12 protein-coding genes and 2 pseudogenes are annotated in these 17,791 nt (G+C 44.8%); all 14 read right to left on the minus strand.

All coding sequences use genetic code 11. The features are described from left to right. Positions 1-4 precede the first annotated feature (4 nt). Entirely contained in the window at positions 5-4,831 is a 4,827-nt protein-coding gene (locus B853_RS24190; RefSeq protein WP_249027440.1) for an RHS repeat-associated core domain-containing protein, read from the minus strand. Continuing rightward, positions 4,828-5,739, minus strand: coding sequence for a DUF4123 domain-containing protein (locus B853_RS24195; RefSeq protein ID WP_038888015.1), 912 nt, complete (start codon positions 5,737-5,739; stop codon positions 4,828-4,830). Before B853_RS24195 ends, B853_RS24190 begins: the two co-directional genes overlap by 4 nt. Beyond that, positions 5,736-6,698, minus strand: a complete 963-nt coding sequence (locus B853_RS24200) for a DUF4123 domain-containing protein (protein WP_038888014.1) — start codon at positions 6,696-6,698, stop codon at positions 5,736-5,738. Before B853_RS24200 ends, B853_RS24195 begins: the two co-directional genes overlap by 4 nt. A gap of 24 nt (positions 6,699-6,722) precedes the next feature. Continuing rightward, entirely contained in the window at positions 6,723-7,577 is an 855-nt protein-coding gene (locus B853_RS24205) for an ankyrin repeat domain-containing protein (RefSeq protein WP_249027441.1), read from the minus strand. Between the two features lie 91 nt (positions 7,578-7,668). Continuing rightward, on the minus strand, positions 7,669-8,595 hold the full coding sequence (locus tag B853_RS24210; protein ID WP_249027442.1) for an ankyrin repeat domain-containing protein: 927 nt from the start codon (positions 8,593-8,595) through the stop codon (positions 7,669-7,671). Between the two features lie 19 nt (positions 8,596-8,614). Beyond that, the gene (locus B853_RS24215; protein WP_128827036.1) at positions 8,615-9,463 is read right to left on the minus strand and encodes an ankyrin repeat domain-containing protein; all 849 of its coding nucleotides are present in this window, start codon (positions 9,461-9,463) and stop codon (positions 8,615-8,617) included. A 78-nt stretch (positions 9,464-9,541) separates the two neighbouring features. Next, the gene (locus B853_RS26970; protein ID WP_487247908.1) at positions 9,542-10,681 is read right to left on the minus strand and encodes a Tle-like phospholipase domain-containing protein; all 1,140 of its coding nucleotides are present in this window, start codon (positions 10,679-10,681) and stop codon (positions 9,542-9,544) included. Positions 10,682-10,759: 78 nt separating this feature from the next. Beyond that, a pseudogene (locus tag B853_RS26855) lies at positions 10,760-11,059 on the minus strand (PAAR domain-containing protein); the annotation flags it as partial. Between the two features lie 2 nt (positions 11,060-11,061). Then, the gene (gene tssI, locus B853_RS24225) at positions 11,062-13,125 is read right to left on the minus strand and encodes a type VI secretion system tip protein TssI/VgrG (RefSeq protein WP_038887547.1); all 2,064 of its coding nucleotides are present in this window, start codon (positions 13,123-13,125) and stop codon (positions 11,062-11,064) included. A gap of 101 nt (positions 13,126-13,226) precedes the next feature. Further along, entirely contained in the window at positions 13,227-13,745 is a 519-nt protein-coding gene (gene hcp-2, locus B853_RS24230; protein WP_038887549.1) for a type VI secretion system effector Hcp-2, read from the minus strand. Between the two features lie 366 nt (positions 13,746-14,111). Next, positions 14,112-14,797, minus strand: a pseudogene (locus B853_RS24235) (GAD-like domain-containing protein). Positions 14,798-14,850: 53 nt separating this feature from the next. Beyond that, entirely contained in the window at positions 14,851-15,669 is an 819-nt protein-coding gene (locus B853_RS26630; RefSeq protein ID WP_249027444.1) for a hypothetical protein, read from the minus strand. Further along, positions 15,657-16,163, minus strand: coding sequence for a hypothetical protein (locus tag B853_RS26635; protein WP_249027445.1), 507 nt, complete (start codon positions 16,161-16,163; stop codon positions 15,657-15,659). The genes B853_RS26630 and B853_RS26635 overlap by 13 nt, the downstream gene beginning before the upstream one ends. 177 nt (positions 16,164-16,340) lie before the next feature. After that, complete coding sequence (locus tag B853_RS24245) at positions 16,341-17,672, minus strand: hypothetical protein (protein ID WP_249027446.1); 1,332 nt, start codon at positions 17,670-17,672, stop codon at positions 16,341-16,343. Positions 17,673-17,791: the final 119 nt, after the last annotated feature.

Genomic DNA, 17,791 nt, shown 5'->3' on the forward strand with positions numbered 1-17,791 from the left:
AAAGTTAGTAATATAAATGAAAATTGTTTTTCGCAGTTGCTCCAAATCGCTTGCTCCAAACATTAAGATGTGGTCTTCTATCAAAATGGTGTCCAATGCTATGATCATAATAGCCAGAGCTTTTATCCGCCGAAATCTTACCAATAACTCGCTCCGATCGATTTTGTTTATGTGTATTAGATATATCTGTATAGTCTTTACGCCGCACTTTAGATGCATCAGATCCTAAATCACCTGCTATTTCAGATGCCGCATTTTTAGCAGCCCTTTTGTTTGGCATTTTATAACCACCATCATCGAGCTTTTTACCACCATGTTTTTCTGCGATATGTCGAACTCTTTCATCCCTCTCCGGACACCCCGCCAACCCCAACGGATCAACCCAATCCAGCGGGTTAAACACATACGCCTGTGGCCTTAACCCGCCCGCAAATCCTATCGGGTCCGGGCTTAGGTACTGGCCACTGTCTGCATCGTAATAGCGATTAACGTTGTAGTACAGGCCGGATTCGCGGTCTTCTATTTGCCCTTGGTAACGCAGGTCACAGTATAGCTCATCATTCTGGGCGTTTTCTCTAAAACCATAATTAGGAAGCACATTTTTCTGTTGGTAATGTCCCCACAAAGCTTGCTCACCTTGCCAAACGACCTCGCCATTTTCGCTGCACAGCTCCTGTGGCGTGCCTGCGTGGTCTGTCACAATATAGTGCAACTGAGACGCTTGGTCTGCCTTGTGAGTCACCTGTGCGATTGGGCGGAAGGTTTCTGGCTCGTACAGGTATTCAGTTTCCTGAATGACGCTGCCATCGGCGGTCTTTTGGCTGTGCTGGACAATGTTTGCCCCATCCCACAAATACTCAGTGATTCGTTGGGTGCTTAAACACTCTTTTGCGACTCGCCTGCCCAACGGGTCATAACGGTAGCGGTACCGCCCACCATCGGGCAGTTCGATATGTGTGAGTCTGTCATCCCCATTCCAAACAAATCGGGTGGTTTTTGGTCGGAAGCCGTCTTTGTATTCGGTTTTCTCGACCACGCGACCACACATGTCGTAGTGATAACGGAATCGCCCTGTATCCAATACACGACCCGCCTTATCGTATTGGCGAGATTGGCGTTTTACTCGTGCGTCATCGAGCGAGACTACATTGCTTTCGCTATCACCGTATTCAGTCGCAAAGCCTTGTTGGTTTAGGTTGAGCTCACTGTCGTAACCAAACAAGTGTACAAAGCGTTGCTGGCTTTCCCACGTCTTTTGCTGGCGTTCGGCTTGAACTTGTCCATTAGCGTTTAAACTGAACCTAGATTGACCGCGTTTGGCATCGTCAATGCCCACCAGCCTATCGAGGGCATCGTATTGATACTGGCGTAAGCTATCACCATTTGTGCCGAGCTGTTGCTCTAGCAGTAACCCTGTTTCACTCCATTGATGGTGAAGGCTGAACCCCTGCTCTGTAGCGCGGGTTTGCTCTTGCCCACTGGGGTGATACGCAAATTGCAGCGGGGTATGCTCGCCTACAGACAGTTGCTGTAATTGGTGCTTAGTCCATTGATATTGTCGCGCGGTTTTGCTGCCTGATGAACCAATACGACGGCCATGTTCGTCGTATTCATGAACGATTGGGGTGCCATTGAGGTTTTCTTCCAATAACAGCCCGGATTGGCTGTATGCAAAAGACACCCATGCATCACCATTTTCGGTGTAGGTTAAGCGAGAGGCGGCATCATACTCATACCAAGCTTTAGCCAATTGTTGCTCGTTGTGATCGAGCGTCACCGTCTCGAGTAGTTTTCCTGAAGGATCGTAGCTGTGACTGTGCTGCACACCATCTGGCTTGATATGGCGATTCAATCGACCTGCTGCATCATACTGATAGTGGTCGACACGGGCATCATAGTGGTGTTCAGCAGCCACTCGTCCACCTTTATCGAAGTCGTAGTACCACTTTTGACCATGGCTGTTGGTGACGCCGGCAAACTCGGCTTCCGCGTTATAGTGATATTGTGTCACAGCGCCAAGTGGGTCAACCACCTTAGATAGCTTGTCGAAAGGCCCATAATTGAAATGTTGGCTATTGCCAAGCGCGTCTGTCGCTTTGGTAAGGTTGCCTTCAATATCGTACTCAAAGTGGGCGTAAGTACCATCTTCATACTGAATTCGGCAGGGGTGCTTGCTGTTCTTCTCGTAAACCCATTCACGCACTTGCTTATTGTCTGTCACGCGCTTGATAAGACGGCCTTGTTTGTCGTAGAACAAGTCCATACCGTAACCGACAGGCGGCTCAACCCGTGCCAACAAGCCATTGCTATAGTAAGAGTAATTGGTTATTGAACCGTCAGGCCCTGTTACGGTCGCACGCTGACCAAACTCGGTATAGCTAATTTGGGTTTGGCGCGCTTCTGGATCCGTAATAGCAGTTACGTCACCAAACGTGTTGTATTCATAAGACCAAAGCGCACCCATTGGGTTTGTGTAGCACAGCAACCAACCTTGTTCGTTGTACTCATAGGCGTGTTCTGCACCATTTGGCTCGATGGCACTGGTTACGTTACCCCAATCGTCGTAGGTGTATTGAACGGTTTCGCCAAGTGCGTTCTCTTGGCTAATCAGAAGATCGTCTTGCCAAACACTTTTGGTTGGATTGCCATATTCATCAACAATTTGCAGAGGTCTGTTTTGATCATCAAGGTGAAGGGCTTGGGTGCCACCGAATGCAGTGTGATAGTAATGGACTCGGTTTTCATCATCGTAGGTGATCCCATCATCCCAGTAGCCGCCAGAGCATCGTGTCGCAATGGAGCGACCCTTATCGTCATAATCGTGCTCTACCCAGGTTTGAGAAAGATCATTCCAGCGCGTTAAGTAACCTTCTTTACTGTATTGATAGTCAAAACTGCGTCCTGCATCCGCACGGACAGACAGTAAAAATCCATTTTTGTCATAGCTGTATCGCGCAAGCACAACCGTTGGCGTTTTATCTGCTTCACATAGCGTGAGTGTTTGAATTCGATTTCTTTGCGTTTCAACTTGGATTAGCCGCCCATCGCAAAGTACCACCCACTTTAAACAACCACGATCGTATACAAACTGTGTAGCATTTCCATACGCATCTTGCTGTTTAGTAAGGCGTAGTGTCGTGCCGACTGCATATTCAAAATGATACTCAAGGCCGTTCTTGTTTTTTAAGAATAAATCACCATGTTCACCGCGATGTAATCGCCATTGCGGCATTAGATCTGAACGAGTCGGTGAACCTTGATAAGGTGCGTCAAAAAAGGCTATTGAATAGTCTTTATCTATAAATTTAACGATTGAGCCTTCAACCGTTAGGCTTATATCCCAATTGCTGCGCCAGAGTTTACCTAGTAGACCTGTTTCCCTCTCTCCTGCTGATTGATAGTATCTTTCTTGCTGAAGGGGTAACCTTGCTGGAACAACAAAGTCTTCTCGGATCTCGTAAGTTTTACCGGTCAACAAGTCAACTGGGTCACTGCCTGCACATTGTTTATTCGTAGGCTGGCAGCTTTCTTTTGACTTAGCTCCTTCCTCTGCATCTGGGCCTTTCGTGCCATCACCTTTCTCTGACTGTCTTTTGCTTGGGTCAGATTTACTTGCGTTAGCACTGTCTGGTGTTGGCTTGGTGTTTTTAGGTGCTGCAGTTCCTGGAATTCGCGTTGATACAAGTTTTGTGAACTCATCAATTTTGCCACGCATCCAATCGATGGACTTTTTGATCTTTTTCTTTAAATCCTTCATCGCTTTAATGAAGAACGCAAACTCGCTTTTCATCATTAAAACAATCCAGTTGCTATTCGCTGAATCCTTAAGAACTTTGGTCAAACCGTTAATGATGTTGTTAAGCAGGACATCCGCTTCAGCAGCCACCTCATCGAGCTTGTCGCCAAAACTCATTAAGTACTTAACAATGTTACCGTTTGACAGGCTGCGAATTTTTTTTATCGCTAGCTGTATAACACCCGGATCGGCTTTTTTGAGCGTATCCAGGATCGTTAAACCAATTTTTTTACCGGCATCGCCCAAACCTGGGACAAAACCCAACGAAATAAGCGCACCTTCCGCCCAGTGCCACTCATCAAGATTTTTACCTTCATAAGTTTTCCAGCCCCAGCCGCCAAGGTCGTAGAGATCCATCGCCTGCCCGACTACCGGCACAAAGCCAAGCGCAACTTCGCAGAATAAGATCAATGCTTCGTTGTCTTTCGCTTGTCCTGCAACTTCACCCGCTAAGCCACAATGTGCACGGTTTACGGCTTCTTTTAGCGAGGTTGGCCCGTCGTTAATCTCTTCATGGAGTTCCCAGAATCGCTTATACGCTTCTTCATATCCGTCTGGAGCAACGCCAAACATCGACATGATACCCACACCATCAACGTCAACTTCATCTTCGTCGCTGTCGTCTGCATCGTAAGTGAGGTAACCTTTTCTATTTAAAATAGTATAAAGCGCAAAGTACTCACCTGTGATGGCGGCATATTCTGGGTTAGTTTGCAGAGCAGGGTTATTTGTCAGTACGTCCTTTGGCTCATAAGCATCGGTGCCTTCTCCCAAAAACAACTCATAGCCACCACAAGGCATATTGATAACTTTTAGTAAGCCGTTTTCATCTGTTTGCCCGGTCGTTTCGCCTTTCTTGCTGTCAACTAGGGTATAAGGCGCTTCTTTTATCGGGCTATCGTCGTCATAATGACAACGTACAAATACTTCACAATTGCACTCTTTGCAGTTGCCTTCTTTGACATTGTCCGTAGAGAAATTAAGCTCAGCGGCTTGCGCACTACTCATTAGCTCCGTGTGCTTATTCTGGCTCATGATGTCGACGACTCCTCGTTTAATTGTTTCAATGCTTGAGCAAATAGCTGGTCCATGTGACTTTTTTTACCTTGGTGGCTTGGCTTACTCAGCACTTCTTTTGCCCAAGAGGTATCAATAAAATCTTTCCCCATTACGACAGAGAGACTTAAATAACGCACCACATCGTTAGGTTGCTCAAACCCGTAATCTCTTGCTTGTTTGGTTTGCTGCGACAAAAATGCTTTCCACTCATCCTCACTCCAGTTGTGAGTATCCTGATGATGTTGCTGCAAGTGCTCACGATATTTTTGGTGTTGATGTCGGTCAGCCCAGTTAGACAAACCAAGGTATTGCTCATCCGTAAGTTGAATGGGCGTTTTTACAAGCACCTCTGGATTCATGTCTCCGGTAAGGTTACTCATGAATGCTGATTCATCTTTGGCCTCCCAATAGCAGAGCGATTGGATTGGTCCTTTTAACTCGGTCTGTTTCTCCGCAGCTGTCGCATTCCACAAGACATGGAAAATGCTCCAGTCATTGATCCGCAGTATCGCCACTTCCTGCTCGGGAGCTTGCGCCAATGACCAAGTTCGTAAATGACTGAGCAATATCTCTTGTTGTCTGTCTAACGTCTCATCATGAAAAGCTTCATTAATCTGAATTGCCATTCCCCAGTTTGACTTATGGGTAATGTTTTCATCTAGCCAGTCAATGGAATGCATTGGTATCAAGTAAGGTGAAATTGAGGCGTGAACTTCGCCCATTTCATCCCAGTACAATCGACTTTGAGGTTGAGGTGCAGGGATAAAGTTCAACACGTCCGAATTTATGGCTGAATCGACTAAAAGCCACCAGCCTTTTTGTTTTGCGCTCTCTTGCCACTCTTGGCGCGAAACTTCTGCAATATTTGGCCATTGATTCATCATGACTCGAAACCTGCTTTTCCTTCCATGCCTAGCCAACCTTCTGTTCGATAATTCATGAGTTCTTCGCTGCGACCTTGGTATTTTTCGTCAAACTTGCCAATTGCATTTCTCAATGAGTGATGGGCTAACAAATCATAAAAATCTGGGTGTTCATCGAACTTGTCACCCAAATAAAACCGATACAAGGCAAAAGTTTCCCTTCCGAGAGCATCAGTATCTGGGTACTTTTGTGCTGCAAGCTCTAGCCCTTCGTTGAATCGGATGGCGACATTTTCTCTTGGTAGCAACCATGCATAATTCGGTGCGAGTTTGTTATGCAGAGAATCAATCAGCGAGTCCAACCTCTCTGGATAGAAAAACAGACTGTACTGGCTAGGAGTCAACTTGACTGGGTAGGTCATCGATTGTTGGTTTAGCTCTTCCGTCGACTCACCCGCTACTTCTCCACTAATAACTGCGCAGAGGTGTGGCTTATCCTCGTTAAGACAAGGTGTGTAAAGCTGGTAATGTTCACCTTTAAAAGCTTGTTTTTGGATATCTGTTAAGACTGAGTAAAAAGAGGCAATAACCATCGGATCATAGAAACGTAATAACGCTTCTTGCCCGTCTGGATAAAGCACAGACAACCAATTTCGCCAATGCTGATAAATTTGTTTTAAGCAGCCGTTATAGCGACCAACGACTCCGAGTCGTTCATAATGTTCGGTATAGTCGTTCAACCAATACAATAAGCTTTCACCAGGGTTACCATCAGCAATGGTAATCAATACCGGAGATGCATCTTGATACTGCATATACTGACTGTCTTGCCATAAGTAACACCACTCGACATCAGAGCGCAGCCTCATCGTTTGCCAAAACTCATTCGCTTCAGGGTGCTGCACTTGATCGAAAATGACATACAGCGTGCCCTCTTCCGTTTCGGAGAGAACTTCAAAAATCGACTTTAAGTTATCCACTTACCAACACCCTTTAAGCAACGTTTACAGATGCACGTCAATGCCATAACGCTCTCTTAAGATTTTTTCATCAGCCAACTTAGATTCTTCAGATTGAGGCTTTAGAAATCGATTCACTCCTTCAACCTTACACTCTGCACGAGATCGATATCCCCTAGGCTCTTTGCAATAGACGATGTCATTACGAAAACGCTCGCCATAAGGAGTGAGTGCAGGAAACGTCACACCAAACTCTGTCATTTTCTGTTGGATGGTAAGAAGTTTTTGGTACACTTCCAACTCACTAGACATGTTTTCTATGCGATTTTGTACTGAGTAAGCCAATGTCACACCAGCCTTGTCCATTACAAATGGGTCAGCACCATTGTCCAAAAGGTAAATAGCTTCATCAAAACTCGCTAATACAAAGTTGAAGAGGGGAGTTTGACCTAAGCGATCTCTGGCATTTACATCAGCACCAAACTCAACGAGAAGCTTGAGCGAGTCATTGTCTCTAAGTTCAGGAACTTTATATATCAATGTTCTATCAGTTTCTCTTTGATCAGGGTCCATCCCTGACTCAAGCAGAGCTCTTAGCGCTTTCGTGCTTCGATTCCACATCGAAAAGGAACCAACTGTCCCTCTATCTTTGTGTTTACCTATTTGGTGAGCAGGATCAGCCCCTAACGTCATCAACATTTTAATGGCTGGAACATTGTTATCAGCCACGGCAAAAGCTAACAGGGTAAAATTCTCTTTGCCCGGCGCATCAATATCAGGTAATGCTTCTGCTAGCTTCTTGGCTTTTTTAATCTCTTTTTCTTTTATTGCCTGTGCCACAAGTAACAGTTCACCTGAGAAAAAGGCAGAAGGATAAGGTTTACTATCAACTATCGACATTGCATCCACAACCTTGCTGGTAAAAACAGAGCACAGTGCAAAAACTAGTAACCATAAGGCAACTTTTAGCACTTTGCTGAACCTTCGAGGGCTACAGCTTTGCGTTAATTCCATAGCGCTCGCGTAAAATCTTTTCATCAGCCAACTTGGATTCTTCGGACTGAGGCGTTAAAAATCGATTCACTCCTTCAACCTTACACTCTGAACGTGGTCGATATCCCCTAGGCTCTTTGCAATAGACGATGTCATTACGAAAACGCTCGCCATAAGGAGTGAGTGCAGGAAACGTCACACCAAGCTCTGTCATTTTCTGTTGGATGGTAAGCACTTTTTGATAAGCTTCTGTAGACTTATCCATATTGTTAAGCTCATCCTGAACAGAATAAGCAGTTGTCATTCCTGATCTATCCATTACAAAAGGATCCGCGCCATGGTCCAACAGATATAACGCCTCATCGAAACTAACATTAATAAAATCAAATAAAGGCGTTTGGCCTAAGCGATCTCTGGCATTTACATCAGCACCAAACTCAACGAGAAGCTTGAGCGAGTCATTGTCTCTAAGTTCAGGAACTTTATATATCAATGTTCTATCAGTTTCTCTTTGATCAGGGTCCATCCCTGACTCAAGCAGAGCTCTTAGCGCTTTCGTGCTTCGATTCCACATCGAAAAGGAACCAATTGTTCCTCTATCTTTGTGTTTACCTATTTGGTGAGAAGGATCAGCTCCTAACGTCATCAACATTTTAATGGCTGGAACATTGTTATCAGCCACGGCAAAAGCTAACAGGGTAAAATTCTCTTTGCCCGGCGCATCAATATCAGGTAATGCTTCTGCTAACTTCTTGGCTTTTTTGAGCTCTTTTTCTTTTATTGCCTGTGCCACAAGTAACAGTTCACCTGAGAAAAAGGCAGAAGGATAAGGTTTACTATCAACTATCGACATTGCATCCACAACCTTGCTGGTAAGAACAGAGCACAGTGCAAAAACTAATAACCATAAGGCAACTTTTAGCACTTTACTGAACCTTCGAGGGCTACAGCTTTGCGTTAATTCCATAGCGCTCGCGTAGAATCTTTTCATCAGCCAACTTGGATTCTTCGGACTGAGGTTTATCAAATCGACTCACCCCTTCAACCTTACACTCTGAACGCGGTCGATAACCCTTGGGCTCTTTGCAATAGACGATGTCATTACGAAAACGCTCGCCGTAAGGGGTTAGTGCCGGAAACTTCACACCAAGATCTATCATCTTCTGCTGGATGGTAAGGAGTTTTTGGTGGGCTTCCGACTTACTATCTATGTAATTTAAGCGATTCTGTACTGCATAAGCTAAGGTCACACCAGACTTATCCATTACAAAGGGGTCAGCACCATTGTCCAAAAGGTAAATAGCTTCATCAAAACTTGTTAATACAAAGTTAAATATGGGAGTTTGGCCAAGACGATCCCGAGCGTTTACATCAGCGCCAAACTCAACCAAGAGCCTCAAAGAATCGTTTTCTTCTAGAGTAGGTACGTCGTAAATCAAGGTACTGCTACCCCTTTGGATCTCTGTATCCATTCCAGCTTCCAACATAGCTTTAAGTGCCTCTGTAGTTTTGCGCCACATAGCCAAATAAGCGACAGAGCCGTTCTGCCCTTGCGACCCTAGTTCGGTTGAAGGATCGGCCCCCAATGCCATCAACATTTTGATAGCCGGAATATTGGTATCTGCAACCGCAAAAGCAAGTAACGTGTAGTTTTCCGTACCCGGAGCATCAATGTCCGGTAGCTTTTCTGCCAACTGCTTAGCTTTTTCAATATCCTTTTTCTTAATGGCTTCGGCAACTGTTAGTAAATCACCTGAAAAAAACACTTCTGGATACGGTTTACTACGAAACATTTTGAGCACTCCTGCTTTTGTGGTCAAAGGTAGTAATAGCACTACCAAAAGTGAAAAAATAATATAGCGTGTCATTGCTTAGGCCTGTTGCGCTAGGGAATGTAAATCACTGACTTTACGCTCTTCTATCGCTTCTCGCATCATATCCATACCATGTAGGTCCAACTTCTCTTTACCTTTTACACCGGCAAAGCCAGCTAGCGCTCCGCCAGGCCCAAGCCCAAGCCCCAGTGCGGCACCGGTTCCCACTGCTGCCGCAGTCAATGATTTAGGCTTTGGCATAGTGTGCGTAGTGTTGCCGATTGCATCTGGCGCCAAACGGCTAACCAAAGGTATATCTTCTTGAAGAAAAGTAAGCAGCTCTCCCTCTATTCGGTAACGAGTTATATTGTCATCACTCCCCTGCATCGCTTCCGGAACACCATACCGCTCCACTGTTTTTCTATGCAAACCAGCACTGTTGAACGTCGTTGTTTTGAAACCACTGGCTTTCGATGCAGCGGAAGATAAACCTCCACCAAGAGAATGCCCTGCTATCTCTATAGGAGCTGCTGATTGCTGTAATTTGCTCCCAATAGTGACAGCTCGTTTATAATATACAGAGTCTCTATTTAAGCCTTGAGGTAGGTTAGCTTGAGTCCAATCGCTTCCCCCTTCAGTGCCTCTAAAAACCAATACAGGATTCGCCTGCTCTCCAAATACTTCAGGCTCCGGTACATACACCTGCGCACGGAAATTACTGTCTGGAATGACTAAATCTGAAGACTTAATGCCGAGCTCTTCCAAATCTTCATCACTCGCCAACGACCAACCAGAGTCGTTATCAAAATCATCTGCTAGTTGCTTGCGCCTATCATCTAGTTCATCAACTGGTTTATCTAGTGTGTAGATGTGATCACTAAGCATGGCTTTTTCAGCGGCATCCATATCTTTACTAAAGCGTTCTGCCTTCTCAGGGGCCTTAGCACTCGCTTGTTCTGTAATGGCTTCTCGTGCTTTACGTCGCATCGCCTTGGTGGTTTCACCTTCTAGCAGCGCCAACATTTCTTTTTTCGACGCACCGTTTTTTACCGAGTTAACAATCTCTTCAGCCAGAGGAGGCAAGGCGCCGGGTTGAACTTCTGTCAGTTGCGTTTTCACCTGCTGCTTTGCTAGCTCAGCAAATTGCTCGGGTATGAAAGGCGCTTTCGCCCAAAAAGCGGGCTTTGGCGTCGCCATCGGTAGGATACGCAAGAATGGAATTTTTTCCCCGCTTGCGCCTTCACCACATTCATGTGTTGGAGACTGATATGGCGTGTCCCCAATGAATACATTTCCCGAGCCTGATGCAACAGAGCCACCACAATCAATAGCATCCCCGACACGAGCTGCTGGCTTTCCGTTTATTGAAACGTTTGACGAACCAGCAGATATACTACGCCCATGGACACCATGTGGCTTATAAGGACACGGACAAGCGTGGAGTAGAACCGCATCTCCTTTTCGAGCTGCTGGTTTACCATTAATAGATACATCACCACTGCCCGCTATAATCGGCGTGGCAGGGAAACATCCGTGACCACCACCGCTGTCACCTAACCTTGCTGCACTCGGCATGATTACCCCCTCTCATCCGGACCATCAGGTTCTTGAGGTTTATCAGGGTCTTGCGGCTTGATCATAGCAGGAGCTGTACCAGTATCGGGTGAACCACCTTCGTTAATTTTGACCTTGGTTCCTGAAATAGTTACCCCACCGCCATCAATTTTAACGAACCCACCTGGTCCCTTAATTGTGAGGGAGTCTCCAGCTTCTAGTACAACTTTGGTTGCTTTTAAGTAACTTTCGTTTGCAACACTCACACGTTGGTTGGCACCAATCTCTTTTTCTTCAGATGCGCCAATTTGAGTGACTGTACTTCCATCAATCTTAGAGATAATTCCGCCTACAACGTGCTGACTTATCTTGCCTAGAATCTGCTTAATGACATCTCTGCCAATTTTGATCTGATGATCTTGACCAAATTCTTCAATCACATTTTTGCCAACCATTCGATTGACGTTTTCAGTGATCATTTGCAACCAGTTTCGACCTACTCTCAAGTGTCGGTCTACACCCACAAGCTCTCGATGATTGTTCTCGGTAATGATGTCTTGGTCTTTTTGCGCGTGAATGAAAATCTGCTCAATGCTGGCCTGATCTTCAAATCGGATTTCATTAGAACCTTCTCCCTGATGGGTTTGGGTTTTTATTACGGTCCGAGTTTTATGGTTTGGTAACATATACGGCGTCACATTTGTCGCATGATAAGTGCGGCCTGTGATGATCGGCTGATCTGGATCGCCATGTAAGAATGAGACGATAACTTCATGACCAATACGTGGCACAGCCATGAAACCATATTGAGCCCCTGCCCAACCCTGAGATACGCGCACCCAGCATGAACTATGCTCGTTTTGTTCGCTTTCTCTATCCCATGGGAAATGCACTTTTACCCGACCATGTTCGTCACAGTAGATCTCTTCACCTGCGGGGCCGACTACTTTCGCTATCATTGGGCCATCAACTTGCGGTTTCGGTTGAGGCTTCGCTCGCCACGTCTTGTTTGCGGGGATAACGGTAAATTGATTCGAATACGTGGTTGCTCCGTGGCCACCATCTTCTTCTAGCGCTTGAGGTTGGGTACCTTGATGCGTCACCGCAACCACAATCCAATCGCGGTTTGCGCTCGCTTCTAGGTTTTCACTTAAATCAAATTTAACCCCAGCTTGGAGTGCATGGTGGTTACTTTTACCATGCCCTAGGTTTGATTCTCGGCGTAAGTATTCGAGACGAAGTTGGCTAAAGGCGATACCAGAGCCATCATCTTTGTATCGTCCCGGAAAGTCGTAATGTTCGTAGCTGCTTTGTTGAAAGCTAAGGTCTGCACCTTGCTGCTCTTGCAAAAAACCATAGCTTGGCTTTTTGAAGCTGTAATCTTTGAAAGTGAGGTGACTTGGCTCGCTTTGATGTTCAATTTTAAATTGGGAAACAAAGGGGTCACCCGATTGTCCGCCTGCCAAGCCATTGTGTAATACAGGCGCGCCATACTTGCTGATCAAAGCGCTGTCGTCAAAGAACACAACCGTATGTTTGCCATCGGCTTGTTCAATGTAATAGGTAATCCCCTCTTCTGCTGCTAGGCGATGTACAAACTCTAAGTCTGTTTCACGATATTGAACGCAGAATTCACGTTGAGAAAGGGATCTTTTTAGTGCAAAACTAAAATCCGCTACGCCCATCTCTCCCAGTATTTGGCTAATGATGTCTTGAACCGTCTTTAACTGGAAAATTCGACTGTTTTGACGTAAGGATAGACGCTCAAGGGCGGGCACTAAAACTAGAGAATAAACGGTATGATGATGACCAATGTCACCTTGAGAAAACTGACGAATAATACCATTCACAAATTGAACGGGTTCGCCATTACGTTTCATGGTCAGTTGGGCGGTTTTATCCACGACCTGTTGAGCGGTTATACCGGATTGTCGGCTTGCCAATTCAATGTTATAGCGAAAACCATAACAAGCCTGAGATACGCCAAAGCTCGAATCCGATAGCGATTCTTTACCTTGATAACCAGTAACCACAAATGTCTCTTCTGGTAATCCTTCAACGGTTAGGGTGAATGTTAACTTTGCCATCAACTGTGCCTTCTTAATATGAGAAACAAAGACCAGTGTGGGTGTTGCCACCCACACCGGTCTGACTGAACATCAAATTAATATTGATGAACAGACGAGGATTACGCCTCGATTGGTTTACGCCAGTCGTCAGAGCCAGACGTACCCGCGTTTACGTGATCCCACGTAATTTTGCGGTAAGAAAGCGATACTGTTACGTTTTGAGTGAAGTCGTATTTCGCCGGATCTTGACAGTGAGGCATTTCACAGTGGATATCGACGATAGACGCGTTCTCTAGCTTGGTTGTGAAGAAGTTTTCTTGCTTACCTTCAATAGAGGTGCGGTACCATTTTAGTTCTACGGTTGTCATTTTCTCGCCTGATGCCAATGCGTTGTATAGCAGCGGTACCGCTTTGTTTAGACATACCGTGAACTTAAATGGTTTGTGAACACGTTGACCTGAAGGTTGGCCAGATTGTGGGTCAGTTGGAACAGTAACGTTGTGGTCGAACTGTTGTACTAGCATCTCATCTTCATGACCTTCAACAAATGAGTCACCGATTGAATCTGCTGTACATGCACCAGCAGTGATTAGACCCTGAGTTTGACCTTCAATTGAGATATAACATGGAGTTGGCATTACTTAATCCTTAATTAGTTTGAAAACAAAAACATATATGAATGCAGTCAGTACTAATCAAGAGTTATGCCAAATTTATAGTCTTTAAATACAGTCACTTAAAGTGATATTACACTCATCACAGGTAATAAATTACCCAGAGCGAGTAAATTATTGCTCAAAGGCAAGTAGAAATTTGCTTGCCTCTAAACTCGTTGCTTCTATGTCGGCATCAGCAAACAAAATTCCGCTCCTTATGGGTATGCATCTGAATTGGAAAGAATCCACCACACTTAGGAGCCACAATAAAAAGGAGAGATAAGTGATTGAGAAAAATAGGAGCAACACGACCTGCCAAATGCTGCCCTTGTTTCCTAAGTAATGAGACTAGCGCAGAATATCAATACTCGGCTCTTCCAGATCCATTAACATTTCTAGGTGGGTGGTGATATCCACTTTTTGCAGATTTTCCAAAAGCCACTTTCCATCTAAACAAGTCGCTGGAACAAACGCATACATTTCATTTTCCGCCAAAGGGCCGAGTTTTTCTAAAGCCCGTTCAAACAGAGGTTCTTCATATTCGTCTACTTGGTCATGTCTGTAACTTGAAGCGCTTTCAAAAAAAAGAGCCATATCTAATTCCAACTCTTCTTCACTTTGCTCTGGCATTTCTTCGGCGTGCCACTGATGCAGTAGCCCTATCACCGGATAATAAGACATCACATTACCGCGCTTACTGTTCCAGATTTCCAGATTCCCAAACGCCCCTCTGGCTATCACAAAATTCTCAGACGGGTCATCTAGCTGACTGATTGCTGATAGGCGCTCAATAATGTCTCGGTAGTCGTTGGGGTTTACAGTCCAATACAAACCGTTGTTATACCCACACCAGCCATGACGCTCCCAATAGGTCAGCAGATTTTTAGGCAATACTCCGTCGTATTGTTCAAGAACCTCAGGGGGGGGACTGGTGTACTGCAAACGATGGGGAAACCACGATGCACGCCCATTGTATGCTCAAACTCCTCGAAAGCTTGCTGCATTTTTGCAGACCAATGAAATTTAAAGCTCATTATCTATTCCATATATTCACAGGTAACGAATTCATCCGCTTATTTTTAATAAACTAGTCAATGTATTCCCCCCAACGAACCCAACGCCCTGGCAAGTATTTTTCTCTGTTTTCTACGAGGTACTTTTCCCACACATCGATTTGAGCATCCTGTTTTTCCATATAGGCATCACAATCGAATGGAAAATATTGACCCGTGTATATGATGAGATCATCAAACAATGTATCTAATCGACTTCGTATTCCTTCGTAGCGATTGGTACGAAGAATATAGAGCAAGTCAAACTCATGATCACGCTCTCCTGCTCCATCATAGCGCTTATTGATGTCTCTGATGGCTAACACGTTACTTTGAACATCAACCCATAACGACTGACGATACGCTGGCTCTGGGACTCGATCTTCCCACTCTTCTTCCTCTTCACCCTCAAGCGACAGAGTGTCCTCATACACTTCTAAAATGTCTTCAAAGTCAGGGTCATCATCCAGCTCTTCAGGAAAAAACTCACACATTTTTTGGAAGCAAATTGCACGATAGACCGCATCCGAGTGTCTGAGTTGACTGAATAACCAAGTTAGGGCACGTAAATTACCAAAAGAAACAATTGTATCTAAATAAGGGAACCTAAGGCCTACGGGAGTGGCATCAATAAACTGTGTAAACAAGTCCAAATCATCGGGCGTACCATATCGCGCGAGGGTATCGCCAAAGTCACTTTCTATCTCCTCTCGCGTCCTGACTCGCTCCCAAACTTCAGGTTGTTGCAATAACAGTAGGTCACGAATGTATGTACCTGTCTCAGACTCTTGATCCAACTCTTTGATGAGTTGTACCGATTGAGCGGTATGAAAATAGCTACCTACCCCCCCCAAAAACTACGTGGGAAACGATATTGCCCTTCACGTACAAACAGATCTAAATGTTCGGCTCGGCGATTACGTGAGATGTAGTTACTCACAGTCGTTTGCCAATCTTTTTTTTCCACCTTCGTTTTCAGATAATTAATAATAAAGTCCGCTTCTTTGTCTTCCAAAAAATGAAAGCTTCTATGGTCTGTCCACCTAGGCGCATCTCCGGGGGCGTATTCGAGCATAAACATCTTATCAAGAACGTCTGTATTTTGAGACAAATAAACCACATGCCATGCTGCCGCTTGAAAATATCTGTTGTATCGGTCGTTTACAAAACTAGGCACCGCCGCCACGATTTCTGGCTGAGTGGATAATTTTCGTACATAATCATCATAACGCTTTTGCGCATCATAAATGGCATCAAGCACACTATCATCGTCATCGTGCATGCTTTCTAATAGTTCGTTCTGCTCTTGGTATAAAGTTGCGGCGAATTCTAAGCTCGCTCTTGGCATAGTGTTAGCTCTCTATTTAGCTAAGGCGTGGCATTCTCTTTTCAAAGCACGTTGAAGGAATTAATGCTCTAAAGCGATTAATGGTACTTCTGGAAAACAAAAGCTGTCCCCATACGTCGTTGAAAGCGCTCAAACTGACTGCCCATTATTTTTTCCATATATTCACAGGTAACGAATTCATCCGCTTATTTTTAATACGCTAGTCAATGTATTCCCCCCCCAACGAACCCAACGCCCTGGCAAGTATTTTTCTCTGTTTTCTACGAGGTACTTTTCCCATACATCTATTTGAGCATCCTGCTTTTCCATATAGGCATCACAATCGAATGGAAAATATTGTCCCGTGTAAATAATTAGCTGGTTAAACAAACTATTTAATCGACTTCGTATCCCATTGTAGCGGTTAGTGCGAAGAATATAGAGTAAGTCAAATTCATGATCGCGCTCCCCTGCTCCATCATAGCGCTTATTGATGTCTCTGATGGCTAACACGTTACTTTGAACGTCAACCCATAACGATTGAAGATACGCTGGCTCTGGGACTCGATCTTCCCACTCTTCTTCCTCTTCACCCTCAAGCGACAGGGTGTCCTCATACACTTCTAAAATGTCTTCAAAGTCAGGATCATCATCCAACTCTTCAGGAAAAAACTCACACATTTTTTGAAAGCAAATTGCACGATAGACCGCATCCGAGTGCTTGAGCTGATTGAACAACCAAGTTAAGGCACGTAAATTACCAAAAGACACTATGGTATCTAAATAAGGGAACCTAAGGCCTACGGGAGTGGCATCAATAAACTGTGTAAACAAGTCCAAATCATCAGGCGTACCATATCGCGCTAGGGTATCGCCAAAGTCACTTTCGATCTCCTCTCGCGTCCTGACTCGCTCCCAAACTTCAGGCTGTTGCAGTAACAGTAACTGACGAGTAAAAGTCTCTTTCCCACTCATTCGCTCCAGTTCTTTAATTAGTTGCACCGATTGAGGGGTGTTGAAATAGCCAACAACGGTCCAAAAGCTCCCTGGGAAACGAAACTGCCCTTCACGCACAAACAGCTCTAAATGTTCGGCTCGGCGGTTGCGTGAAATATAGTTACTCACACTATGCAGCCAAAGTTTTTCACCCTTGGTTTTCAAGTAATTAATAATAAAATCGGCTTCTTTGTCTTCCAAAAAATGAAAGCTTCTATGGTCTGTCCACCTAGGCGCATCTCTGGGGGCATATTCGAGCATAAACATCTGATCAAGTACGTCGGTATTTTGAGACAAATACACCACATGCCACGCAGCCGCTTGAAAATAAGTATTGTAACGGTCGTTTACAAAACTAGGCACCGCCGCTACGACTTCTGGCTGAGTTGATAATTTTCGAACATAATCATCATAGCGCTTTTGCGCATCATAAATGGCATCAAGCACACTATCATTATCATCCCGCATGCTTTCTAATAGTTCGTTCTGCTCTTGGTATAATGTTGCGGCGAATTCTAAGCTCGCTCTTGGCATAGTGTTGTTCTCTATTTAGCTAAGGCGTTGCATTCTCTTTTCAAAGCACGTTGAATGAATTGTTGCCAGCCCTTTAACCGATGAACGGATTTAACTTGTCGTCTATTTATCCAAGTAAT

This window comes from Vibrio rotiferianus CAIM 577 = LMG 21460, assembly GCF_002741985.1.
Classification (GTDB): Bacteria; Pseudomonadota; Gammaproteobacteria; order Enterobacterales; family Vibrionaceae; genus Vibrio; species Vibrio rotiferianus.